This is a genomic window from Deltaproteobacteria bacterium (genome assembly GCA_026712905.1).
In the GTDB taxonomy this organism is placed as follows: domain Bacteria; phylum Desulfobacterota; class Binatia; order UBA9968; family JAJDTQ01; genus JAJDTQ01.
In genome coordinates this window covers 1-22,884 of sequence record JAPOPM010000263.1, presented here as the reverse complement: position 1 = coordinate 22,884, position 22,884 = coordinate 1, and the positions used below count along the sequence as shown (strand labels likewise).

Here is a 22,884-nt window from a genome sequence, read left to right as displayed (position 1 = left end):
GCACAATAATCTGCGGGTCTTTTTCGCCGTCGGCTGCGTTACTCTTCCTCGCGTGGTACCCGCCACTGGGGGGCGACCGCAGGTCGCCCCTACAAGTCATCGCGCCTTGCCGACAACGAAAAATCCTCCGCATATTATTATGCGAATTAACCAGACACCACACTAGTGTGCTGCGCCGCAAGGCGCGGGCCGTGCTCCCCTTCGTCCGACAGCTTTGGAAGATACCCTGAAACAGGGATGCCCTCAAACCAGGGTTGTCTCAAGGCTCCGCTGTGTCAAAACTCCGCTCGGATACGGAACCGTGCTGACGCCCCTTGCCGTCATTCCCGCGGAAGCGGGAATCCATGGGTGGGGAGGGGTGAACGGGCGTATTCCCCGTCTTACCCCGCCGCGGCCGGGTGACTGGTATTTCCCATCGGGCGAGACTACAATCCAGCGCCATGAAGGTGCAGCGGCGGGCCGTGCTGGAGCGGCTACGGAATCACCTCACCGAGAGCGACATCGTGGTGGCGGCCCTGGCGGGCACCACGGCGGATACTTACCAGGTGGTGCACCGCCCGGAGAACCTCTACCTCGTGGGGCTCGGCATGGTCACCCAGGTGAGCCTGGGGCTCGCGCTGACGCTGCCCGAGTCGAAGGTCGTCGCCCTGGACACGGACGGCAGCCTGCTGCTCGGCCCGAGCATCCTGGCGGTGGCGGCCGCGTCCGGCGCGGACAACCTGCGCGTCATCGCCTTCGACAACGAACAGCTCTTCGGCAGCCGCGGCGGCGCTCCCAGCCAGACCGCGGCCGGAGCCGACCTCGGCGCCATGGCCCGAGCCGCCGGCTTTCCGCACGCCGACACGGTCACGGACGACGACGGTGTCGCCGCGGCCCTGGAGCGGCTCTTCTCGATGCCGGGGCCGGCGTTCCTTGCGGCCAAGATCGAGCTGGGGACGAGAGGCGAGGGGCCGAGCATGGACGGGCAGGAGAACAAGTACCGATTGGTGCGGCGCATCGAGGCCATGCGGCAGCGTCCGATCCTGGCGCCGGCGAAACCATGACCGTGCCAAGCACCACCAACGTGAACGGCTCCCGGGGGCGAGCGATCCAGCCGCGCCCTGGCCTCGTCCGTTGGAAGAGAGGCTGACCGCAGGTGAGGGACGACATCGCCGCCGAGGCGCATCGGAGCATCACCGAGGCGGGCATCGACTTCATGGCCTGCATGCCCGACTCGGCGTTTCTCGAACTGTACCAGCGGGTCGAGGCCGACACGGACATCCGCTACATCCAGGTGGCCAACGAGAGCGACGGCGTGGGCATCTGCATGGGCGCCTGGATCGGCGGCGCCCGGCCCGCCCTGCTGATGGAAAACACCGGCTTTGCCTTGTCCTGCTACGCGCTGCTGCGCGGGCCCGCGGCCTTCGGGGTGCCCATGCTGCTGCTCATCAGCTACCGCGGCGGTTTCGGCGATCAGCGCTGGTTCTCGGTTCCCTTCGGCTGGGCCACGGAGCCCTTGCTTCAGAGCCTGCGCATCCAGTACAGCGTCGTAAACGAGCCGGGCGACCTGCGCCACGCCATCGTCGACGCGGTCCATTCCATGAATGCCATGCAGGCGCCCGTCGCGGTCCTGTTTCCGCCGAGGCTCTTTTTCTGATGAAACCCGCGTCCTTCGAGTATCACGATCCCGCGACCCTGGCCGAGGCCACGGACCTGCTTGCCGCACTGGGCGAGGAGGCGCGAGTGCTGGCCGGCGGCCAGAGCCTGGTGCCGCTGATGAACTTCCGTCTGGCCCGGCCCGCGCATCTGGTGGACCTGAACCGCGTGGCCGAGCTGGATTTCCTCTCGGTGGACGGAGGCGAGTTGCGCATCGGCGCCATGACGCGCCAGCGCGCGCTCGAACGTGCGCCGGGAGTGGGCGCCGGCTGGCCGTTGCTGTGCGAGGCCGCCGGATACATCGGCCACGTTCAGATACGCAACCGCGGCACCGTGGGCGGCAGCCTCGCCCACGCCTTCCCCTCCGCGGAGCTGCCCGTGGCCATGGTGACCCTGGGCGCGGACCTCGTGCTGCGGGGCAGCGGCGGCGAGCGCGCCGTGAGCGCGGAGGAGTTTTTTCTCGGCGCCATGGCCACGGTGCTGGAGCCCGGAGAGATGCTGGCGGAGGCGCGGGTGCCGGCGGTGGCCGCGAGAACCGGCGCATCGTTTCAGGAGGTGAGCCGCCGGTACGGCGACTTCGCGCTGGCGGGAGCGGCGGCGCTCGTGACGCTGGACGGGGAAGGAGCGGTGAGCGGTGCGCGCCTGACGCTCACCGGTTCCGCTCCCATCCGCGCCCACGACGCCGAGGCGACGGTGCTGGGAGAGAAGCCGTCGGATGCGCTTTTCCGCGAGGCCGCGCGCCGCGCCGTGGAAGGCGTCGAGCAGGATTCCGACATCCACGCCAGCGCCGACTACCGCCGCCGCGCGTGCGCCGCGTTGGCCCGGCGCGCGCTGGCGCGTGCGGCGCAGCGCGCCGCGGCGTCGGAGCCGGGGTGAGGCGGTCGCATGGCTGAGCCAAGGACGAATGGTTGGACCGGCTGTTGTGGGCGTGAGTTGCAAACCGGGCCGTGTCACGTCTCCGAAATCAGGTCTCCGGAGCCGGAGCTGCCGGGCCACGACGGAAAATCATGAGCAAACGGAAGATCGCATTACGGATCAACGGCGCCGAGCTTAGCGGCGAAGCCGAGCCGCGCAAGCTGCTGAGTGATTTCATTCGCGACGACCTCGGCCTTACCGGCACCCATGTCGGCTGCGAGCACGGCGTGTGCGGCGCCTGCACGGTGCTGCTGAACGGCGACCCCGTGCGCTCCTGCCTCATGTTCGCGGTGCAGGCCGACGGAGCGCGGATCGATACGGTGGAGGGCCTCGCGCCCGACGCGGAGACGCTGCACCCGCTCCAGGAGAAGTTCCAGGAGCGCCACGGGTTGCAGTGCGGGTTCTGCACGCCGGGGATTCTGCTCACCGCGCGGGCATTGCTGCGCGAGAATCCCCACCCCGATGAGACGGAGATCCGCGAGTGGATCAGCGGCAACCTGTGCCGCTGCACGGGGTACCGGAATATCGTGACGGCCATCCGCGAGGCGGCGGAAATGCTCTCGGAACGATAGGCGGGAAGGTCCATGGCGTACATCGGTACCAACGTGAAGCGCAGGGAAGACGTGCCGCTGCTTCGGGGCATCGGCAAGTACGTCGGTGACATCCGCCGGCCGGGCATGGTGCATGCGGCCATCCTGCGCAGCAGCCGCGCCCACGCCCGCCTCGGCGCCATCGACGCGACGGCGGCGCTGGCGCTGCCCGGCGTCGTCGGCGTGCTCACGGCCGCGGACATGCCGGGCCTCAAGACCATCCCCATGCGCACCGGCCAGTTGCCCGGTCTGGAACGCTCGCAGCAGATCCCCATCGCCACCGACCGGGTGCGCTACGTGGGCGAGCCCGTGGCCGTGGTCGTGGCCCAGGACCGCTACGTCGCCGAGGACGCGCTGGAGCTGGTGGAGGTGGCCTACGAGGAGCTTCCGGTGGTGACGGACGCGCGCGCGGGCATGGGACCGGAAGCGCCCCGGCTCCACGACGCGGTGCCGGGAAACGAGCCCGCCGGGTTCCAGGTGGAGACGGGCGACGTGACGCGTGCGCTGGCCGAATGCGACCTCATCGTCGAGCAAGCTTTCGAGACCAATCGTCATGCCGCGGTCCCGCTCGAAACCCGTGGCCTGGTGGCGGAGTACGACGAGAGCCGCGGCATGCTCACGGTGTGGGGCCCCACCAAGATGACCCACACCAACTGGCGCATCCTCTCGGAGCTGAGCGGATTGCCCCAGAGCGCCATCCACTTCATCGAGCCGGCGGTGGGAGGAGGCTTCGGCGCCCGCGGCGAGTTCTACCCCGAGGACTTCCTGATCCCCTTTGCCGCCATGCACTTTAGTTTGCCCGTGTGCTGGATCGAGGATCGCTCGGAGCACCTCAAGGCCACCAACCATTCGCGGCAGCAGTCCTACCGGGTGCGCCTGGGGCTGCGCAAGGACGGCACGGTGGTGGCCATGGACGCGGAGATCCTGTTCGACATGGGTGGTTACACGCGCACCCACGGCGGCGTGCCCATCGTCTCGTCGTCCGCCATGTTGCAGGGGCCGCTGCGCATCCCGAACTATCGCTGCCAGATCCATTGCGTGCTCACCAACAAGACCCCGGTGGGCACCTATCGGAGCCCCGGCCGCTACGAGGCCAACTTCGTGCGCGAACGGCTCGTGGACATGGCGGCCCATCGCCTCGGGCTCGATCCCGCGGAGTTGCGGCGGCGCAACATGATCCGCCCGGAGGAGATGCCCTACGACCTGGGCAGGAACCCGTACCATTACAACGTTTACGACAGCGGCGACCTGCCGGGGCAACTCGAAGCGGCTCTGAGCCACATGGGCTACGAGGATCTGCGACGGCGCTGTGAGGAAGCGCGCGCGGAAGGCCGGGCCATGGGCGTGGGCATCGGCTGCTTCGTGGAGACCAGCGGCATCGGACCGTGGGAATACGCCCGCGTGGAGGTCGGCAACAACGGCGGCGTGGTGCTCTACAGCGGCATCAACTCGGTGGGGCAGGGCATCGCCACCGCCCTGAGCCAGATCGTCGCCGACGAGATGTCCGTCGCCATCGAAGACGTGCGCGTGGTGCACGGCGACACCGCCAAGGTGCCCTACGGTAACGGCAGCAACGCCAGCCGCTCCACGGTCATGGCCGGGAGCGCGGCGGTGGGTGCGTGCCGCAAGGTCAAGGAGAAGCTTCTGCGGCTGGCCGCCGCGGAGCTGGAGATCGACGCCGGCGATCTGGTGCTGGCGGACGGCCGCATCAGCGTCCGGGGCGCGCCGGAACGCAGTCTCGACTTCGCCGCCCTGGCGAGGCTGGCATTGCCCGGACCGGCGCTGGCCCGGGGCTTCATGCCCGGCATCTCGGAGGAGGATTTCTTCGCCACCGACAAGCGGCCGTTCCCCTACGGTGTCCACGTGGTGGTGGTGGAGGTGGACCGCGAGACCGGCACGGTCGAGATCCTCGATTACCTGGTGATGGAGGACGTGGGCCGCAAGGTCAATCCCATGATCGTCGAGGGGCAGATGGCCGGCGGCCTGGCCCAAGGCATCGGCGGCGCGCTGCTGGAGGAGTTCGTCTTTGACGAGGACGGCCAGCCCCAGGCCACGAGCTTCATGGACTATCTGCTGCCCACCGCCATGGACGTGCCCCGCGGGCAGTTCATCTCCACCGAGGACTTTCCGTCGCCGCACAACCCTCTGGGGGTCAAGGGAGCGGGGGAGGGCGGCATCACCGCCGCCGGCGCCGCCCTGGCCAACGCGGTTTCCGACGCCCTCGGCGTGGAGGTGACGCGCCTGCCGCTCAAGCCCGGCTACCTGCTGGAGTTGATGGACGCGGCGGAGCGATCGTCAGCGTAGGTGTGTTTCCCCGCCACACGCCTTTTGGATTCCCGCTTTCCAGACTGTGTCAAAACCCGCGAGGCAAAGACCCTACACAACGTCATTCCCGCGGAAGCGGGAATCCAGGGGCAGTGGAGGGGCACTACAGCGGCGTTTTCCCGCCACACCACCCCTGGATTCCCGCTTCCGCGGGAATGACGTTCCGTTACGGAGGGACACAGTCATGAGCGAGCACCGAATCGCGCCTGACGCCATCGTGGACATGCACGCGCACCTCTACCCCGAGGGGTGTTTCGACGAGGTGCTGAAGGCGCGGCCCGAGTTCGCTCTCGCCGGCTCGGAGCGGGGGCTGTCGCTCACCTGCCGCGGCAGTCACACCATGTCCGCGCCCGTAGGGGAGACGTTGGCCGACCGTCTGCGGACCATGGACGAGGCCGGTGTCGGCGTCGAAGTGCTGTCCATCGGCGCCCTCAATACCGGCTTGGCGGGCGACGGGGACGTGGCCCTGGCGCGTCGGGTGAACGACGGCCTGGCCGAGGCCTGCCGTGAGTACCCGGACCGCTTCCGCTTCGTCGCGGCGCTGCCGTGGAGCCGCGCCACGGACCTCGTGGAGGAGTTGGACCGGGCCATGGGGCTCGGAGCGGTGGGCGCCGGCATCACCACCACCGTGGGCGAGCACACCCTCGACGCCCCCGAGTTGTGCGAGTTCTGGCGCGAGGCCCAGCGGCGCAAGCTGCTCGTGCTGGTGCATCCAACGTTTCCGCTGAACGGTCCCGCCGACGACCGCGGCGAATACCTGGCCGTGGGCTACCTGGGCGAGACCGCCATGGCCGCCACCAAGCTCACCCTGGGCGGCGTGCTCGAAGAGTGCCCCGACGTCCGCGTCGTCTGGTCCCACTGCGGCGGCAGCCTGTGCATGGTGCTGGACCGCATCGACCGCGGCTACCGCCGCTACGAGAAGTGCCTGCGCCCGCCCGGTGAGTACCTGCGCCAAAGCTGCTACTTCGACACCGTCAGCCTGTCCGGCCCCGCACTGGACTGCGCTCGTGACACCTTCGGCGCCAACCGCCTCGTCTACGGCACCGACGAGCCCCACGTGCGCGACGCCAGCCGCGCCGTGCTCGCGGCTCTGCGCGCGCGCCCCTGGCCCGCGGCCGAGCTCGATGCCATCCTCGGCGGCACCGCGCGCGGGCTGCTGGGAGAGGGCTAGTGTGGTGTCTCACAAATACGCTTATGAATATGCGAGGGCATTTTGGTCGTCGGCAAGGCGCGATGACGAGCAGTGGCCGTTACCACGCGAGGAAGACCCCGGGTCAAGGCCCGAGGTGACGTAACGCAGCCGACGGCCAAAAGGACCCGCAGATTCATAAGCGTGTTTGTGAGACACCACACTAGAGTCGGCACGAACCCCCGGAAACCGTCGTTCCCGCGGGACAGGCTGTGTCAAGACTCCCGTGGCAACTACGTAACAGAACGTCATTCCCGCGGAAGCGGAAACCAGGGGTGGCGAGGCGGGGGAACGCCGCTGTAGTGCCCCCCCACCGCCCCTGGATTCCCGCTTCCGCGGGAATGACGATCCCGTAGGGCGATGCCTCACGAGTTTTGACACAGGCGCTTCGGCGAAGATGACGACTCGGGGTGGCGGTGCCGGTCCGTGGCCAACGGGTGTTCTGACACACCCTGTTTCCCCCGGAATCACGACTCGGGGCGTGCTGCGAATTCCGCGCCCCAGCCGAGTCTTGACACAGCCTGTTTCGCGGGAATGACCGTTCGGGACCTCGTGCCCTTTTCTGTCCGAGCCGGGGTTTGAACCAGCGGCTCAGCCGGGGATGACGTTTCTGGCACGCGTGCACGACAGCATTGCCATGCCCACTGTATTGTCGTAAACAGAAATCAGACGGTGGTGGATGCCACATTCATGGAAACGCTTGAGCTACGGCAGCGGTTGGCGGTTGCGGCGAGTTCGCTGCGGAGTTGTCTGGAACAGCAACAGGCGGCGGGGATAGCGTTCATGCCCGTGGGGACAAGCGCCGAAGCGGACCATCCCGGCGGCCCGGCCACAGCCACAGCCGGCGGGCATGTAGCGACAGCCGGCGGCGATGTAGCGACGGCCGCGGACTTGCGGGAGCTTCGCGACGTCCTGGGTGACTGCCAACGCTGCAAGCTGTCGCAGGGGCGCACGCGCATCGTCTACGGAGTGGGTCGAGCGGACGCGGACATCATGTTCATCGGCGAGGGGCCGGGGGAGGACGAGGACCGCGAGGGCGAGCCCTTCGTGGGGCGCGCGGGGCAGTTGCTCACCGACATCATCACCAAGGGTATGAAGCTCCGGCGCGAGGACGTGTACATCGCCAACGTGGTCAAGTGCCGCCCGCCGCGCAATCGCGATCCCGAGCCGGACGAGGTCGCGGCGTGCGAGCCGTTCCTGATCCGGCAGATCGAGCTGGTGCGGCCGCGGGTGATCATCGCGCTGGGAAGGGCGGCGGCGCAGACGCTGCTGCGTTCCACCGAGGCCATCTCGCGCATGCGCGGGCGCTGGCACGACTACCATGGCATCCGGCTGATGCCGACGTTTCATCCGGCGTACCTGTTGCGCAATCCGGGGGAAAAGCGACTTGTCTGGGAAGACATCAAGAGCGTCCTGCGCGAGCTCGGGACGGCGGTCTGACGTGACGCGTTCCCGCTCACTGCCGGGGGTCCGGTTCTGGTGCGCGCTGCTGCTCGTGGCCCTGGGGTTGGGCTCCCTGAGCGCGGGAGGCGCCACGGGCCAAGTCGCTACCGGCTCCCACGTGAACCTCATCGTCATCAACGGCGGCATCAACCCGGCCGTCAACGACTACATCCGCGAAAGCATCCAGCGCGCACACGCGGGCAACGCGCGCGCCCTGATCATCCAGCTCGACACCCCCGGCGGACTGCTGTCCTCCACGCGCTCCATCGTCAAGGAAATGCTCGGCGCGCCGCTGCCCGTGATCGTCTACGTGGCGCCGAGCGGCGCGGGCGCGGGATCGGCCGGGGTCTTCATCACCCTGGCCGCCAACATCGCCGCCATGGCGCCCGGCACCAACATCGGCGCGGCCCACCCGGTGGCGGGCGGGGGACAGGAAGTCAAGGGCGTGATGGGCGAGAAGATCGAGAACTTCACCGCCTCGTTCAGCGAGGCCATCGCCCAGCAGCGCGGCCGCGACACCGAGTTCGCCATCCAGGCGGTGCGCCGGAGCATCTCCATCACCGACAAGGAAGCGCTGGAGAAGCGCGTCATCGACATCATCGCGCAGGACGTGAGCGACCTGCTCAAGCAGGCCCACGGGCGCGAGGTGGACGTCGTCGGCACCAAGCGCACCCTGGACTTCGACGGCGTCTCCGTGCTGCGCTTCGAGATGGGCCTCAAGCTCAAGGTCCTCAACGTCCTGGCGGACCCCAACATCGCCTACCTGCTGATGATGGCCGGGATCCTGGGCCTGTACATGGAGTTCTCCAATCCCGGCGCGCTGTTCCCGGGCATCGCCGGCGGCATCGCGCTGCTGCTGGCGCTGGCGTCCCTGCAGGTGTTGCCCATCAACTACGCCGGGCTGCTGCTCATCGGCCTCGGCCTGTGTCTCCTGGTGGCGGAGGCATTCCTGCCCAGTTTCGGGCTTTTGGGCATCAGTGGAGTGGTGTCCCTGGGGCTGGGCTCGCTGCTGTTGTTCGACGTCGAGGGATCCGACCTCACCGTGGACCCGGGCATTGTGCTGGCGGCGGTGGGCACCCTGAGCGCGGCGGTGCTGGTGGTGACCTTCCTCGTGGTCAAGTCCCAGCGGCGCAAGGCCACCCTGGGCTATGAAGGGCTCGTGGGCGAGGTCGGCGAGGTGCGCGAACGGCTGGACCTGAAGGGCCGGGTTTTCGTGCACGGTGAGGTGTGGAGGGCGGAAGGGGCGGAGCGGTTGGAGCCCGGCGACAGGATCGAGGTCGTCGGTCACGACGGGATGGTACTCAAGGTCAAACGCGCCGTGGAGAGCTGACCGGGGCCGCGCGCCCATGGAGTCGGCCGCGGCCGCGCAGGAGACACGCATGCTGGATTTCGGACCCATAGCGATCGTGCTGATCATCGTGCTCGGGTTGGCCGTCAGCGGCATCAAGATCCTCAAGGAATACGAACGCGGGGTGATCTTCCGGCTGGGCCGGATGGTGGCCTCCCGCGGCCCGGGGCTCATCTACGTGATCCCCTTCATCGAAAAGATGGAACGGATAGAGCTCAGGACCGTGACCATGGACGTCCCCTCGCAGGACGTTATCACGCGCGACAACGTGTCGGTGAAGGTCAACGCGGTGATCTATTTCCGGGTGCTCGACCCCAACCGCGCCATCCGGGAGGTGGCCAACTACCTGTTCGCCACCTCGCAACTGGCCCAGGTGACGCTCCGGAGCATCTGCGGCCAGGCGGAACTGGACCAGCTCCTGTCGGACCGGGAGCGCATCAACGCCGACCTCCAGCGGATCCTCGACGAGCACACGGACCCGTGGGGGATCAAGGTCGTCCTGACCGAGATGAAGCACATCGACCTTCCCGAGGAGATGCAGCGCGCCATGGCCCGGCAGGCCGAGGCCGAGCGCGAGCGGCGCGCCAAGATCATCCTGGCCGACGGCGAGTTCCAGGCCTCCCAGAAACTTCAGGAAGCCGCCGCCGTGATCGCCAAGGAGCCCATGGCCATGCAGCTCCGCTTCCTGCAGACTCTCCAGGAAGTGGCCGGCGACAAGAATTCCACCACCATTTTCCCGGTGCCCATCGACCTGCTGACGCCGTTCCTGAAGAAGGCCTCCGAGGACGACACCTGATCCATGAGGCACGGACTCGGGCGGCCGGGCGGCTTTGACCGGGCCGGCCGCCCGGAGGGGCTGTCCCGGTAACGGCCTTGTAAAGTCCCTACCGTTCGCCCTGAACCCTTCGAAGTCGAAGGGCTCGAACGCACAGTCTCTTGACGCCATGCTGCTGGAAGAACTGGCCTATGATCTTCCCGAGTCGCTGATCTCCGCCTACCCGGCCGAGGACCGCGTGTCCGCGCGCCTCATGGTGGTGGATCGCCGCTCGGGCGCCCTCACCCATTCCCGTTTCGCGGCCCTCGGCGAGTTCCTTTCGCCGGGCGACCTGCTGGTGCTCAACGACTCCAAGGTGATCCCGGCGCGCCTGGAAGGGCGCAAGGACAGCGGCGGACGCGCGACGGTGCTCCTGGTGGAGGCGTTCGACGCGGAGCAGGGGCTCTGGCTCGCTCTCGTGGACGCATCCAAGAAGCCACGGCTCGGGAGCCGCATCGTGTTCTCCGACAAGGTCGAGGCCACCGTGCTCGGCGATCTCGGCGCGGGCCGCTACGGCCTCCGCTTCGAGCACCCCGGCGGGTTCCACGAGATGCTCGAAGAGATCGGCGCGCCGCCCCTGCCGCACTACATCGAACGGCTGCGGTGCGTGGAGGAGAGCGACCGGGAGAGCTACCAGACCGTTTACGCCGCCGCGCCGGGCTCCGTGGCGGCGCCCACCGCCGGACTTCACTTCACACGTGAGTTGTTGGACGAACTGGCCGCCGGCGGTATCGACAACGTGACCGTGACCCTGCACGTGGGCCTGGGCACGTTCCGTCCGGTGCGCGACACCGTGGTGGAGGACCACCGCATGGACGGCGAGTGGTACACGTTGAGCGAGAGCGCGGCCCGGCGTATCCGCCGGGCCACGACGGAAGGAAAGCGCGTCGTGGCGGTGGGCTCCACCAGCACGCGCACACTGGAGAGCGTCGTCGCGCGCAAGGGCGGGGTGGCGGCCGACGCCGGCATCACGCGCCTGTTCATCACCGCCGGCTACCGCTTCCGCGCCATCGACGCCCTCGTCACCAACTTCCACCTGCCGCGCTCCACGCCCCTGGCCATGGTGGCCGCGCTCGCGGGGCTGGATCTGGTGCGCCGCGCCTACGCCGAGGCCGTTGCCGAGGGCTACCGGTTTTACAGCTACGGCGACGCCATGCTGATTCTGTAGAAGCGGCGCGGCCGGCTTTCACGTCCGCTTCATGACACCATGCAATTCACCGTCACTCACACTCACCCCCACGGCCGCGCCCGCACCGGCCTCCTCGAGACCGCCCACGGCGTGGTGGAGACGCCCGCCTTCATGCCCGTCGGCACCCGCGGCACGGTCAAGGCCCTCTCCCCTCGGGACCTCCGGGAGGTGTCGAGCCAGATCATCCTGTGCAACACCTACCACCTGTTCATCCGCCCGGGGGAGGAGCTGATCCGGGACCTGGGCGGGCTGCACGCGTTCATGGGCTGGGACGGGCCGATCCTGACCGACAGTGGCGGCTACCAGGTGTTGAGTTTGGCGGCCATGCGCAAGCTCACCGAGGAGGGGGTGTCGTTCCGTTCCCACCTGGACGGCTCGTCGTACTTTCTGACGCCGGAGAAGGTGGTGGGTATCCAGCAGGCGCTGGGGGTGGACGTGGCCATGGTGCTGGACGAGTGCATCCCGTACCCGGCGAGCCGGGAGTACGTGAAGGCCTCCACCGACCGCACCGTGCGCTGGGCGCGGCGCTCGCTGGAGGCGCCGCGCAATCCGGACTGCGCTCTCTTCGGGATCGTCCAGGGCGGGGTGTTCAAGGACCTGCGCGAGGACTGCGCGGCGCGGCTTGGCGACCTTCCGTTCGACGGCTACGCCGCCGGCGGCATGGGCATCGGCGAAGGGCCGGCGCTGCTGGCGGAGATCGGCGGCTTCACCGCGGCGCGCATGCCCGAGGACCGGCCGCGCTACCTCATGGGCCTCGGCAAGCCCGAAGACTTGATTCACGGGGTCCGCTCCGGCTATGATCTGTTCGATTGCGTTCTGCCGACGAGGAATGCCAGGAACGGCACGTTATACACCGCCACCGGAAAGCTCAGCATCAAGAACGCGGCCTTCGCGCGGGATCCGCGTCCCGTGGACGAAAGCTGCCCGTGCTACGGTTGCCGGCATTTTTCGCGTGCTTATCTTCGCCACCTGTACGTGGCCGGCGAAATCCTTGCGGCCTATCTGAACACGCTGCACAACGTCTGCTATTACCAGCGGTTAATGGCGGAGTTGCGCGGGGCCATTCGGGGCCAAGTGAGTCTGGAGAGCGTCGCGGGCGGCATATGGGAACTGCCCGAGCCCGCGGCGTAGCGGCATGGTCGGCCCGCGTGATGGCCGGCAATCGCATCGTACAAAGAAACTTCGGAGGAGAACATGTGGGACGTAGCCTATGCGCAGGCCGGAGGCGGCCCGAGCACATTCATCAGCATGTTGCCCCTCGTGCTGATCTTCGCGGTCTTCTACTTCCTCCTGATCCGGCCGCAGCAGCGCAAGGCGAAAGATCACCGCAACATGCTGGCGCAACTCAAGCGCAACGACGAGGTCATGACCACGGGCGGGGTGTTCGGCAAGATCCTCGGGATTACCGAAACCGAGATCACGCTGGAAGTGGCGCCCAACGTCAAGATCAAGGTGGGCCGGGGCTATATCGCCCAGCTCTTCAGAGCAGAGAAGACCACCGGGGCCAAGGAAGCCAAGGGCAAGTAGCGGGCGGCGGTTGCGGCGAACTCCGGTTGGGGAAACAAGCATGCGTCAAAGTCTAGCCATTCGTCTGGTCCTGCTGGCGGTCTGCCTGCTGGCGGCCGGGGTGTACCTCTCACCCAGCTTCGTACAGGGTCTGGGGTTCCTGCCCCAGACCGGGATCCGCCTCGGGTTGGACCTTCAGGGCGGGTCGCACCTGGTGCTGGAGGTGGGGGTGGAGAAAGCGGTGGAGAACCGCATGCGCCGGGTGCGCAGCGGTCTCCGCGACGAGTTGCGCGAGCGCAACATCGCCTTCACCGCCATCGAGGTCGGCGCCGCCGGGGAACTCGCCGTCCAGGCCTCGCCCGCCAACATGGATCGCATCCGGGACCTGCTGTCCACCGAGTATCCGGTACTGGAGGTGACCGACTCCGGCACCAGTCCGGAGGGAGCCGAGCTGCGCGCGGTGTTTACCGCGAGGGAGCTGTCCAGCATCCATGACTTCGCGGTGGACCAGACCCTGGAGACCATCCGCAACCGCATCGACCAGTTCGGCGTGACCGAGCCCACCATCCAGCGCCAGGGGCAGCGGGACGTGCTCGTGCAACTGCCGGGAATCCAGGACCCGGAACGGGCCAAGGCGCTCATCGGCAAGACCGCGCTGCTGGAGTTCAAGCTCGTGGACGAGCGCGGGGACGTGGAGCAGGCGGTGCGCTCCGGGCCGCCGCCGGGCCGCGAGGTGCTCTACGGCTATGAGGGCTCGGATTCGTCGGTGCGGCGCGAGAGGGTCCCCTACCTGCTGGAGGCGCGCACCCTGATGACCGGCGAGGCCATCGCGGACGCCAACGTGCGCCGGGGCGACACGCTCGAGGGGCTCTACGTCGAGCTGGCGCTGAACTCCGTGGGCAGCACCGCCTTCGACCGCCTGACCGCGGAGAACGTCGGCCGCCTGCTCGCCATCGTCCTGGACGGCCGGGTCTACTCCGCGCCCCAGATCCGCGAGCGCATCTCCGGCGGGGTGGCCTCCATCACCGGCAGCTTCGATTTCCAGGAGGCGCGGGATCTGGCCATCGTGCTGCGCGCGGGCGCACTGCCGGCGCCGGTGCAGATTCTCGAAGAACGCACGGTCGGGCCGTCGCTGGGGCGGGATTCGGTCCGGCAGGGCATCGTCTCCTTCATCCTCGGCAGCATCCTGGTGCTGGTCTTCATGGTGGCGTACTACCGCGGCGCGGGTCTCTTGGCGGACGTGGCGCTGGTGCTGAACATCTTCTTCATGATGGCGATCCTCGCGGGCTTCGAGGCGGTCCTGACCCTGCCCGGCATCGCCGGCATCATCCTGACCATGGGCATGGCCGTGGACGCCAACGTGCTCATCAACGAGCGAATCCGCGAGGAAGTGCGCAACGGAAAGCCGCCGCGCACGGCCATCGACACGGGCTACGAGCGCGCCATACCGGCCATCCTCGACTCGAACGTGACAACCTTCCTGGCCGGGGTCATCCTGTTCCAGTTCGGCACCGGCCCGGTACGCGGTTTCGCCGTGACCCTGTGCGTGGGCATCCTGACCACCGTGATCTCCGCGGTGTACGGAACCCGCATCTACTACGACTATCGCCTCACCCGGCGGAACCTGGTGCGGCTGTCGGTGTAGCCCGGCGCTGGACACGACGGATTGGACTGAGAAGACCACATGGAAATCATCAAGCCGGGAACCCGGATCCCCTTCCTGGACTATCGCCGTTGGGGTTTCATGCTGTCGTCGGTGCTGATCATCGGCGTGGTGCTGTTGCTGTTCACCAAGGGGCCGAACCTCGGCGTCGACTTCGAAGGCGGCACCATGGTGCACGTGAAGCTGCCCGAAGCGGTCACCATCGGCCAGCTCCGTGACGCGTTGCAGCAGTCGCCGCTTGGGGGAGTGGTGCAGGACTTCGGCGGCGGCGGCACCAACGAGTACCTGATCCGCATGGAGAAGTCGGAGACGGAGATCGGTACCGTGGGCAGGGACGTGCGCGCGGTCCTGGACCGGTCGTTCGGCGCCGGGAAGTATGAAGTGCTGCGGGTGGAATCGGTGGGCCCCAAGGTGGGCGACGATCTGCGGCGCCGGGGCATCCTTTCCGTGATCTTCGCCACCATCATGATGGGGGCGTACATCTGGATCCGCTTCGAGCTGCGCTTCGGGCTGGGCGCCATCGTCGCCCTGATCCATGACGTCCTGATCACCGTGGGAGCGCTGGTGGTGGCCGGGTTCGAGTTCGATCTTCCCATCGTCGCCGCGCTCCTGACCATCGCCGGCTACTCCGTGAACGATACCGTCGTGATCTGCGACCGCATCCGCGAGAACATGCGCAAGAAGCGGCGCGACTCCATGGAGAACATCATCAACACCAGCATCAACGAGACGCTGGGGCGCACCATCCTCACCACCATCACGTCGCTGCTGGTGTTGACGGCCCTGCTGATCCTGGGCGGCGGGGTCATCCGGCCCTTCGCCTACACCCTTTTTGTCGGCTTCCTGGCCGGGCTGTACTCCACCGTTTTCGTGGCCACGCCGATCATCCTGCTGCTGGAGAGAAGCCGCAGGCGATAACGCAAGCCCCTGAAGTTGAAGGACGCCCCCAAGCGCTGGATCCTCAAGGAAGCCGATGAAGCCGCGGCCGCGGCACTTTCCCGAGAACTCAAGCTCCCATCCCTTCTTGCCCGTATCCTGGCGCAGCGCGGCTTCGCCGATGCGGACGGCGCGCGCCGTTTCCTCTCGTCCAGCCTGAACACCGACCTGCCGTCGCCACACCTCCTGGCGGGGATGGAAGACGCCGTCCGCCGCATCGCGCGCGCGTTGCGCGACGGCGAGCGCGTCTGCATCTGGGGCGACTACGACGTCGACGGCACCACCGGCGCCGCTGTGTTGGTGTCGTTCCTGCGCGAGATCGGCGGCGCGCCGCTGTTCTACATCCCGCACCGCATCGACGAGGGCTACGGCATGAGCCGCCAGGGGATCGAGCACCTGCGCTCCCAGGACGTCTCCCTCATCATCACGGTGGACTGCGGCATCTCCAACGCCGACGAAGTGGCCCTGGCCCGGGACCTCGGCATGGACGTGGTCATCGTCGACCACCACCAGTTGCCGGAGCGGCTGCCGGAGGCCGCGGCGGCCATCATCAATCCCCAGCGCCCCGACTGTGCCTTTCCGGACAAGGGCCTGTGCGCGGCGGGGCTGGCCTTCTACCTGGTCATCGGCCTGCGCGCCAACCTGCGGGACGCCGGCTGGTTCGAGCCCGACAACGTGCCCGACATCCGCCGCCACCTGGACATCGTCACCCTCGGCACCATCGCCGACATGGTGCCGCTGCGCGGCGCCAACCGGGTGCTGACGCGCCGGGGGCTGGTGGAGCTGGGCAGCTCGGCCCGCCCCGGCATCGCCGCGCTGAAGGAGGTGGTGGGAGTGGCGCCCGGAGCCGTGGAGGCGGGCACCGTCGCCTTCCAGCTCGGCCCGCGCATCAACGCCGCCGGGCGCATGGACGCGGCGGTCAAGGTGGTGGAGATGCTCACCACCGATTCGCGCGAGACCGCGGACGCCATCGCCCGGGAGCTCGACGCGAACAACCGGGAACGGCGGGAGACAGAGGCGCAGGTGCTGGACGAGGCGCTGGCGCGGATCGAGGACCAAAGGCTACAGGACCGATGGTCCATCGTGGTGGGGAGCCAGGGCTGGCACCCCGGAGTGCTCGGCATCGTGGCCTCGCGCATCGTCGAGCGGTTCCACCGGCCGACCATCGTCATCGGGTTCGAGGGTGAAGAAGGGAAGGGCTCGGGCAGGAGCATCCGCGGGTTCCACATGGTGCAGGCCATGCGGCGGTGCGCGGACCTGCTGCCGCGTTTCGGCGGCCATGAATACGCCGCCGGCCTGAGCATCCGGGAGGAAAACCTCGCGCCCTTCGCCGAGCGTTTCGAAGAGGTGGCCCGGGAGGTGCTCGACGAAGAAGACCTGCTGCCGTATCTCGACGTGGACACGGAAGTGGACTTCGCGCAACTGAGCCTCGGGCTGGTGCGGCAGATGCGGCTCCTGGGCCCCTTCGGAGTGGGGAATCCCGAGCCGGTCTTCCAGACCCGCGATGTCGAGGTCTGCGAGCGCCGGAACTTCAACAGGGTTGCGCGTTTCCGGCTGCGGCACAAGGACCACACGGTGACGGCGGTGGCCTTCGGACCTCCCGGGGACCTCCGCGCGCAAGTGAACGACCACGTGGATATTGCCTATCGCCTCCGGGAGAACGAGTGGCAGGGCACCTCCGCCATGGAACTCCGGCTGCTGGACGTCAAGGGCGTTTGACTTTCACGCCCTTCTCCATTAAAAAGTCACGCAACCATGGGACGTTATGCAGTTGTAAAGACGGGTGGGAAGCAGTACCGGATCGCCGAGGGCGAGTTGGTAAACGTGGAGCGTCTGGGCGGTGATGTCGGCGCCACGGTGACCCTGGACGAGGTGTTGCTGGTCAGCGGCGACGGCGACGAAGAGGCCAGGGTTGGCACGCCGCTGGTGGAGCAGGCCCAGGTGACGGCGGAGATCGTCGAGCAGGGGCTCGACAAGAAGATCATCGTCTTCAAGAAGAAGCGGCGGAAGGGCTACAGCCGCAAGCAGGGCCACCGCCAGATGCACACCACCCTGAGAATCGTCGAAATCCAGGCGTAAGGCGGAAGAACCGATGGCGCACAAGAAATCAGGCGGAAGCTCGCGCAACGGTCGCGACAGTCAGGGACAGAGGCGCGGGGTCAAGCGCTACGGCGGACAGCACGTCAAGGCGGGAAACATCCTGGTGCGCCAACTGGGCACGAAGATCCATCCGGGCAAGAACGTCGGCATGGGGCGCGACTACACGCTGTTCGCCCTGGTCGAGGGCACGGTGGAGTACCAGCGCTGGGGCCGGTCGCGCAAGCGGGTGGCCATCCTTCCCGCCTGAACGCCGCGCCGGCACGAATGCGCCGGCGCCCGGGTATCCTGTCTTCCGACCCTTGAAACATCGCGGCCCCGCCGCGTTCCCATCCATTCCACACTACATTCCACACCCATTTTGTCAGAACCGGTATCGCGGGACGCTCAAGGCGGTTGCGCGGACACACCGAAGACCCACTGAATCATGAAGTTCGTCGACGAGGTCGAGATCACGGTGAAGGCCGGGGACGGCGGCCGCGGCTGCGTCAGCTTTCGCCGTGAGAAGTATGTCCCCAAGGGTGGCCCGGACGGCGGCGATGGCGGCGACGGCGGGCACGTCCGCGTGACGGGGGATGCGCACCTGACCACGCTCCTCGATCTGCGCTACCAGAGGTTGTATCGCGGCAACCGGGGACAGCACGGGCGCGGCAAGGACCAGCACGGCAAGAAGGGCGAGGACCGGGTGATCCGGGTGCCGGTGGGAACCCTGATCCGCGACGCGGCGACGGGCGAGTTGATAGCCGATATCGATACCCCCTCGGGCGAGGCGGTGCTGGCACACGGGGGCAAGGGCGGCAAGGGCAACAGCCGCTTCGCCAGCGCCACGCGGCAGGCGCCGCGGTTCGCGGAGCCGGGTGATCCGGGAGAAGAGCGGGAGCTTCGGCTGGAGTTGCGGCTGCTGGCGGACGTGGGGCTTATCGGGCTGCCCAACGCGGGCAAGTCGACCCTGATCTCGGCCGTCTCCGCGGCGCGTCCCAAGATCGCCGACTATCCCTTCACCACGCTGGTGCCCAACCTGGGCGTGGTGGCCCACGGCGACCTGAGCTTCGTGATGGCGGACATTCCCGGCCTCATCGAGGGCGCCCATCGGGGCGAGGGCCTGGGCCATCGCTTTCTCAAGCACGTGACCCGCACCGGCGTGCTGGTGCACGTGCTCGATGTCTTCCAACTCGGCGAGTGCGATCCCCGGGCGGACTTCGAGACGGTGAACCGCGAGTTGGCGCTGTTCGACGAGGAGCTGTCGCACAAGCCCCAGATCGTGGCGGCGAACAAGGTGGACCTCCTGCCGGACCGGAGCATGGTGGCGGACCTCGAAGCGTTCTTCGGCGGCCGGGGCTACCGCTTCTGCGCCATCTCCGCGGTGACGGGCGAGGGGCTGGCGCGGCTCAAACAGATGATCGTTGAAGACCTTGCCGAAAGACGCGCGGCGTCCGCGGGCAGGGGAAAATCGGCAACGCACCTGGAAGTTCATGGCTGACCTGAGACGCAAATACGTGCACCGCGCCAAGCGGGTGGTGGTGAAGATCGGCAGCCGCATCCTGTCCTCCGAGCGCGGCCTGCACGCGCGCCGCATCGGGCGGCTGGTACGCGAGCTGGCGGCGCTGCACGACCAGGACAAGAAGCTCGTGGTGGTGAGCTCGGGCGCCATCGCCTCGGGCCTGAGCCGGCTGGGACTCGCCAAGCGCCCGCGGGACCTGCCCCAGGAGCAGGCGCTGGCCGCCGTGGGCCAGATCCGGCTCATGGCGCTGTACGAGAACTCCTTCGGCGGTCACGGGAAGCACGTGGCGCAGGTGCTTCTGACCCACGAGGACCTGGCCAACCGCCAGCGCTACCTCAACGCCAAGCACACGCTCAAGACGCTGCTGGACTGGAACATCATCCCCATCGTCAACGAGAACGACACGGTGGCGGTGGACGAGGTGAAGTTCGGCGACAACGACCAGCTCTCGGCCTTGGTAGCCACGCTCATGGAGATGGACCTGCTGGTGATCCTGAGTGACGTGGACGGGGTGTTCGACCGCGATCCCAGGTCGAGTCCGGACGCGCGGATCATTCCGGTGGTGAGCGACCTGGCCGCGGCCAAGAAGGCGGCCCGGGACACCGCGCCGTCCGAGCTGGGCCGCGGAGGCATGTTCTCGAAGCTGTGCGCGGCGGAGCAGGCGAGCCAGGCCGGTATCCCCACCGTCATCGCCAACGGCCGCGAGCGGGAGGTGCTGTTGGGACTCTTCGACGGCAGCCGCGAGTCGGGCACGCTGGTGCTGCCCGAGGAGAACCGCCTCACCAGCCGCAAGCACTGGATCCTCCACAACCTCAAGCCCTCGGGCCAGGTGATGGTGGACAACGGCGCCCTGGCGGCGGTGACGGCCAAGGGCAAGAGTCTGCTGCCCTCGGGGGTGAGAGACATCAAGGGCTCCTTCGGCGCCGGCGCCTGCGTGAGTTGCGTAGACGACAGCGGCCGTGAGTTCGCCCGCGGCCTGGTGAACTACAGCGCCCGGGAGTTGCGGCAGATCAAGGGTTCCCACTCGGGCAAGATCGCGAGTATCCTGGGTTACAAGGCCTACGACGAGATCATCCACCGGGACGATCTCGTGCTATTGTAGAGAGAGGGGAAGGGGAGTCGCCATGGGAGTTGCCGAGGAAGCACGGAACATCGGCCGGCGGGCCAGGGAAGCGGCCAACGCCTTGGCCGACCTTTCCACGGATCTGAAAAACCAGGCCCTTCTCGCCATGGCCGACGGCATCGAGGAGCAACAGGACTTCCTCCGGGTCGAGAACGCCAAGGACCTGGAACAGGCCGAAGGGCAGGGGCTCTCCAAGGCGGTCATCGACCGGCTCACGCTCGATCCCAAGCGGGTGGCGGCCATGGCCGCGGGCATCCGCGACATCGTGGCGTTGCCGGATCCGGTGCGGGAGGTCACGCGCAGGTGGACGCGCCCCAACGGCCTCGAGGTGGGGCGCATGCGCATCCCGCTGGGGGTCATCACCATCATCTACGAGGCCCGGCCCAACGTCACCGCGGACGCCGCCTCCCTGTGCATCAAGTCGGGCAACGCCGTCATCCTCAAGGGCGGCCGCGAGGCGAAGTTCTCGAACCAGGCCATCGGCGAGGTGCTGCGGCGCGCGTGCGCGCGCGTGGGGGCGCCGCAGGATGCGGTGCTGGTGGTGGAGTCCACCGACCGGGCCATGGTCCACGAACTGCTCAAGCTCGAGGAATACGTCGACCTGATCATTCCCCGCGGCGGCGAGGAGCTGATCCGCTTCGTCGCGGCCAACTCCCGCGTGCCCGTGGTCAAGCACTACAAGGGCGTGTGCCACGTCTACGTCGACGACGATGCCGACCTGGACATGGCGGAGCGCATCGTTCTCAACGCCAAGGTGCAGCGCCCGTCCGTGTGCAACGCCATGGAGACCCTGCTGGTGCACGAGGCGGCGGCGCCGCGGTTCTTGCCCGAGGTCCTCGGCGAGCTCCGGGGGAGCGGTGTGGAGATACGCGGCTGCGACAAGACCCGCGCGTTGCTGGACGGCGTGGCGCCGGCCAGCGAGGAGGACTGGCACGAGGAGTACCTGGACCTGGTGCTGGCGGTTCGGGTGGTGGCGAACATGGAGGAAGCCATCGAGCACATCCGCAAGTACGGCTCGGACCACACCGAGACCATCGTCACCGCCGACCGCGCCAAGGCCGAGGCCTTCGTCGCCCGGGTCAACTCCTCGGCCGTCCTGGTGAACGCCTCCACGCGCTTCAACGACGGCGGCGAGCTGGGTCTCGGCGCCGAGATCGGCATCAGCACGAGCAAGATCCACGCCTTCGGCCCCATGGGCCTGGAAGAGCTGACCAGCACCAAGTTCTTCGTCTACGGCGACGGACAGGTGCGCACCTGATTCCATGAGACTCGGCCTGTTCGGCGGCACCTTCGATCCCATCCACTTCGGCCACCTGGGGAGCGCGGAGGAGGTGCGGGACGCGTACGCGCTGGACAAGGTCTGTTTCGTACCCTGCGGCGTCCCGCCGCACCGGAGCACCGAGCCCGGTGCGCCGCCGCACCACCGCCTGGAGATGGTGCGGCTCGCGGTGGCGGACAACCCGGGCCTGTGCGCTTCCGACGTGGAGGTGGTCCGCTCGGGCGCCTCGTTTTCCATTGACACCGTGCGCCACTTCTCGGGAAGGCTGGCGCCGGAGGACGACCTGTACCTGATCCTCGGCCTCGACGCCTTTCTGCTCATCGGTTCCTGGAAGGACTGGCGCGAGCTTCTGGCCCTCACCCACGTCATCGTCACCTCCCGGCCCGGCGCCGGCGATGCGCTTCCCTACGAGCGGATTCCCGTTGTCGTACGGCAGGCGTTTTGCTATGATCCGGTCCGATCCGGCTTCCGGAACGAATTCGGCAAGGAGATCCGGTTCACGCGACTGACGGATCTGTCCGTGTCCGCGTCGGCCATCCGGGAGCTGCTGGGAAAGAGGAAATCGATCCGTTACCTGGTTCCCGAAGAAGTGCAACTCTACGTGGAAAAACACCACCTCTACAGCGAGTCGCCGGAGTGCTAGTGTCCGATAGTCCGACGCGCGACGCCAAAGACAAGGCCCTGCTGCTCTGCGGCCTGGCACTCGACAAGAAGGCCCAGGACCTCGTCTTGCTGGAAGTCGGCGAGCTCACTACCATCGCCGAGTACTTTCTCATCTGTTCCGGTCGTTCCGACCGGCACGTCCAGAGCATCGCCGAAGGCATCAGGGAGGACGGCCGCGTCCAGGGCGTGCGCCCGCTCTCCAGTGAAGGCGTCACCCGGGGCCAATGGGTGCTCATGGACTTCTCCGACGTCCTCGTGCACGTCTTCTACCAGCCCGTGCGCGGCTTCTACGACCTCGACGGCCTCTGGGGCGGCGCCAAGGTGGTGGAGCTGCCCGAGCCCCACGCCACCCTTGCCGCGCAATTCACCAGCGCAGGCGACCCGGCGGACCCCTGGCCGGCCGTGGAAGGCGTCTCGGGTCCGGGCTACTTCGGCAAACCGGTTCGGTAGATCCCTGCGTCACGGAAGACGTGGGAATCGGCGCCGGTGCCGTCGTGTCGCGTGAATGTGGGAAGATTGTGGGGTGGTGATCCCAACGGGACTCGAACCCGTGTTTCTGGCGTGAGAGGCCAGCGTCCTAACCGCTAGACGATGGGACCGTGGCTGAGGAGGTAGGACTCGAACCTACAATCGCCTGATCCAGAGTCAGGTGGCTTACCAATTAGCCG

At 67.7% G+C, this 22,884-nt stretch carries 22 protein-coding genes and 1 tRNA gene; 22 read left to right on the top strand and 1 reads right to left on the bottom strand.

All coding sequences use genetic code 11. The annotated features are described in order from the left end of the window. The first annotated feature begins 440 nt into the window (after window positions 1–440). The 22 genes from OXF11_21775 (at window position 441) to rsfS (ending at window position 22,666) form a co-directional block, all read left to right on the top strand. The gene (locus OXF11_21775; GenBank protein MCY4489718.1) at window positions 441–1,043 is read left to right on the top strand and encodes a thiamine pyrophosphate-dependent enzyme; all 603 of its coding nucleotides are present in this window, start codon (window positions 441–443) and stop codon (window positions 1,041–1,043) included. 92 nt (window positions 1,044–1,135) lie between these two features. Beyond that, window positions 1,136–1,636: a sulfopyruvate decarboxylase gene (locus OXF11_21770; protein ID MCY4489717.1), complete on the top strand. Its 501-nt coding sequence runs from the start codon at window positions 1,136–1,138 to the stop codon at window positions 1,634–1,636. Further along, a complete protein-coding gene (locus OXF11_21765) occupies window positions 1,636–2,511 on the top strand; it encodes a xanthine dehydrogenase family protein subunit M (GenBank protein MCY4489716.1) in 876 nt (291 codons plus the stop codon). Before OXF11_21770 ends, OXF11_21765 begins: the two co-directional genes overlap by 1 nt. A gap of 131 nt (window positions 2,512–2,642) precedes the next feature. Continuing rightward, a complete protein-coding gene (locus tag OXF11_21760) occupies window positions 2,643–3,122 on the top strand; it encodes a (2Fe-2S)-binding protein (GenBank protein ID MCY4489715.1) in 480 nt (159 codons plus the stop codon). A 12-nt stretch (window positions 3,123–3,134) separates the two neighbouring features. Beyond that, window positions 3,135–5,444, top strand: coding sequence for a xanthine dehydrogenase family protein molybdopterin-binding subunit (locus tag OXF11_21755; GenBank protein ID MCY4489714.1), 2,310 nt, complete (start codon window positions 3,135–3,137; stop codon window positions 5,442–5,444). A gap of 205 nt (window positions 5,445–5,649) precedes the next feature. Next, on the top strand, window positions 5,650–6,636 hold the full coding sequence (locus tag OXF11_21750; protein MCY4489713.1) for an amidohydrolase family protein: 987 nt from the start codon (window positions 5,650–5,652) through the stop codon (window positions 6,634–6,636). A 708-nt stretch (window positions 6,637–7,344) separates the two neighbouring features. Further along, entirely contained in the window at window positions 7,345–8,094 is a 750-nt protein-coding gene (locus OXF11_21745; GenBank protein ID MCY4489712.1) for a uracil-DNA glycosylase, read from the top strand. 1 nt (window position 8,095) lies between these two features. Next, a complete protein-coding gene (locus OXF11_21740; GenBank protein MCY4489711.1) occupies window positions 8,096–9,427 on the top strand; it encodes a nodulation protein NfeD in 1,332 nt (443 codons plus the stop codon). Window positions 9,428–9,476: 49 nt separating this feature from the next. Next, a complete protein-coding gene (locus OXF11_21735; GenBank protein ID MCY4489710.1) occupies window positions 9,477–10,241 on the top strand; it encodes a slipin family protein in 765 nt (254 codons plus the stop codon). Window positions 10,242–10,389: 148 nt separating this feature from the next. Then, window positions 10,390–11,427: a tRNA preQ1(34) S-adenosylmethionine ribosyltransferase-isomerase QueA gene (gene queA / locus OXF11_21730; protein ID MCY4489709.1), complete on the top strand. Its 1,038-nt coding sequence runs from the start codon at window positions 10,390–10,392 to the stop codon at window positions 11,425–11,427. Window positions 11,428–11,466: 39 nt separating this feature from the next. Next, window positions 11,467–12,579, top strand: a complete 1,113-nt coding sequence (gene tgt / locus OXF11_21725; protein ID MCY4489708.1) for a tRNA guanosine(34) transglycosylase Tgt — start codon at window positions 11,467–11,469, stop codon at window positions 12,577–12,579. Window positions 12,580–12,642: 63 nt separating this feature from the next. Further along, entirely contained in the window at window positions 12,643–12,975 is a 333-nt protein-coding gene (yajC, locus tag OXF11_21720) for a preprotein translocase subunit YajC (protein MCY4489707.1), read from the top strand. A 40-nt stretch (window positions 12,976–13,015) separates the two neighbouring features. Next, window positions 13,016–14,599, top strand: a complete 1,584-nt coding sequence (gene secD / locus OXF11_21715) for a protein translocase subunit SecD (GenBank protein MCY4489706.1) — start codon at window positions 13,016–13,018, stop codon at window positions 14,597–14,599. A 39-nt stretch (window positions 14,600–14,638) separates the two neighbouring features. After that, window positions 14,639–15,535: a protein translocase subunit SecF gene (secF, locus tag OXF11_21710; GenBank protein MCY4489705.1), complete on the top strand. Its 897-nt coding sequence runs from the start codon at window positions 14,639–14,641 to the stop codon at window positions 15,533–15,535. Window positions 15,536–15,550: 15 nt separating this feature from the next. After that, window positions 15,551–17,272, top strand: a complete 1,722-nt coding sequence (gene recJ, locus OXF11_21705; GenBank protein ID MCY4489704.1) for a single-stranded-DNA-specific exonuclease RecJ — start codon at window positions 15,551–15,553, stop codon at window positions 17,270–17,272. Window positions 17,273–17,308: 36 nt separating this feature from the next. Further along, the gene (rplU, locus tag OXF11_21700) at window positions 17,309–17,632 is read left to right on the top strand and encodes a 50S ribosomal protein L21 (GenBank protein ID MCY4489703.1); all 324 of its coding nucleotides are present in this window, start codon (window positions 17,309–17,311) and stop codon (window positions 17,630–17,632) included. A gap of 13 nt (window positions 17,633–17,645) precedes the next feature. Continuing rightward, a complete protein-coding gene (gene rpmA / locus OXF11_21695; GenBank protein ID MCY4489702.1) occupies window positions 17,646–17,900 on the top strand; it encodes a 50S ribosomal protein L27 in 255 nt (84 codons plus the stop codon). Window positions 17,901–18,077: 177 nt separating this feature from the next. Continuing rightward, window positions 18,078–19,130: a GTPase ObgE gene (gene obgE, locus OXF11_21690; GenBank protein ID MCY4489701.1), complete on the top strand. Its 1,053-nt coding sequence runs from the start codon at window positions 18,078–18,080 to the stop codon at window positions 19,128–19,130. A gap of 1 nt (window position 19,131) precedes the next feature. After that, complete coding sequence (gene proB / locus OXF11_21685) at window positions 19,132–20,253, top strand: glutamate 5-kinase (GenBank protein MCY4489700.1); 1,122 nt, start codon at window positions 19,132–19,134, stop codon at window positions 20,251–20,253. A 22-nt stretch (window positions 20,254–20,275) separates the two neighbouring features. Further along, window positions 20,276–21,532: a glutamate-5-semialdehyde dehydrogenase gene (locus tag OXF11_21680; GenBank protein ID MCY4489699.1), complete on the top strand. Its 1,257-nt coding sequence runs from the start codon at window positions 20,276–20,278 to the stop codon at window positions 21,530–21,532. A 4-nt stretch (window positions 21,533–21,536) separates the two neighbouring features. Continuing rightward, window positions 21,537–22,196, top strand: coding sequence for a nicotinate-nucleotide adenylyltransferase (nadD, locus tag OXF11_21675; protein MCY4489698.1), 660 nt, complete (start codon window positions 21,537–21,539; stop codon window positions 22,194–22,196). Beyond that, window positions 22,196–22,666 (top strand): ribosome silencing factor, encoded by a 471-nt coding sequence (gene rsfS, locus OXF11_21670; protein ID MCY4489697.1) that lies wholly within the window; start codon window positions 22,196–22,198, stop codon window positions 22,664–22,666. Before nadD ends, rsfS begins: the two co-directional genes overlap by 1 nt. Window positions 22,667–22,740: 74 nt before the next feature. Here the strand turns inward: rsfS and OXF11_21665 are convergent. Then, a tRNA-Glu gene (locus tag OXF11_21665) sits at window positions 22,741–22,815 on the bottom strand. Between the last annotated feature and the right edge of the window lie 69 nt (window positions 22,816–22,884).

Excerpts from the sequence above, each read along its gene's own strand:
- OXF11_21775 (MCY4489718.1), top strand. The coding sequence starts at position 441 with ATGAAGGTGCAGCGGCGGGCCGTGCTGGAGCGGCTACGGAATCACCTC.
- OXF11_21765 (MCY4489716.1), top strand. The coding sequence starts at position 1,636 with ATGAAACCCGCGTCCTTCGAGTATCACGATCCCGCGACCCTGGCCGAG.
- OXF11_21760 (MCY4489715.1), top strand. The coding sequence starts at position 2,643 with ATGAGCAAACGGAAGATCGCATTACGGATCAACGGCGCCGAGCTTAGC.
- OXF11_21755 (MCY4489714.1), top strand. The coding sequence starts at position 3,135 with ATGGCGTACATCGGTACCAACGTGAAGCGCAGGGAAGACGTGCCGCTG.
- OXF11_21750 (MCY4489713.1), top strand. The coding sequence starts at position 5,650 with ATGAGCGAGCACCGAATCGCGCCTGACGCCATCGTGGACATGCACGCG.
- OXF11_21745 (MCY4489712.1), top strand. The coding sequence starts at position 7,345 with ATGGAAACGCTTGAGCTACGGCAGCGGTTGGCGGTTGCGGCGAGTTCG.
- OXF11_21735 (MCY4489710.1), top strand. The coding sequence starts at position 9,477 with ATGCTGGATTTCGGACCCATAGCGATCGTGCTGATCATCGTGCTCGGG.
- queA (MCY4489709.1), top strand. The coding sequence starts at position 10,390 with ATGCTGCTGGAAGAACTGGCCTATGATCTTCCCGAGTCGCTGATCTCC.
- tgt (MCY4489708.1), top strand. The coding sequence starts at position 11,467 with ATGCAATTCACCGTCACTCACACTCACCCCCACGGCCGCGCCCGCACC.
- yajC (MCY4489707.1), top strand. The coding sequence starts at position 12,643 with ATGTGGGACGTAGCCTATGCGCAGGCCGGAGGCGGCCCGAGCACATTC.
- secD (MCY4489706.1), top strand. The coding sequence starts at position 13,016 with ATGCGTCAAAGTCTAGCCATTCGTCTGGTCCTGCTGGCGGTCTGCCTG.
- secF (MCY4489705.1), top strand. The coding sequence starts at position 14,639 with ATGGAAATCATCAAGCCGGGAACCCGGATCCCCTTCCTGGACTATCGC.
- rplU (MCY4489703.1), top strand. The coding sequence starts at position 17,309 with ATGGGACGTTATGCAGTTGTAAAGACGGGTGGGAAGCAGTACCGGATC.
- rpmA (MCY4489702.1), top strand. The coding sequence starts at position 17,646 with ATGGCGCACAAGAAATCAGGCGGAAGCTCGCGCAACGGTCGCGACAGT.
- obgE (MCY4489701.1), top strand. The coding sequence starts at position 18,078 with ATGAAGTTCGTCGACGAGGTCGAGATCACGGTGAAGGCCGGGGACGGC.
- OXF11_21680 (MCY4489699.1), top strand. The coding sequence starts at position 20,276 with ATGGGAGTTGCCGAGGAAGCACGGAACATCGGCCGGCGGGCCAGGGAA.
- nadD (MCY4489698.1), top strand. The coding sequence starts at position 21,537 with ATGAGACTCGGCCTGTTCGGCGGCACCTTCGATCCCATCCACTTCGGC.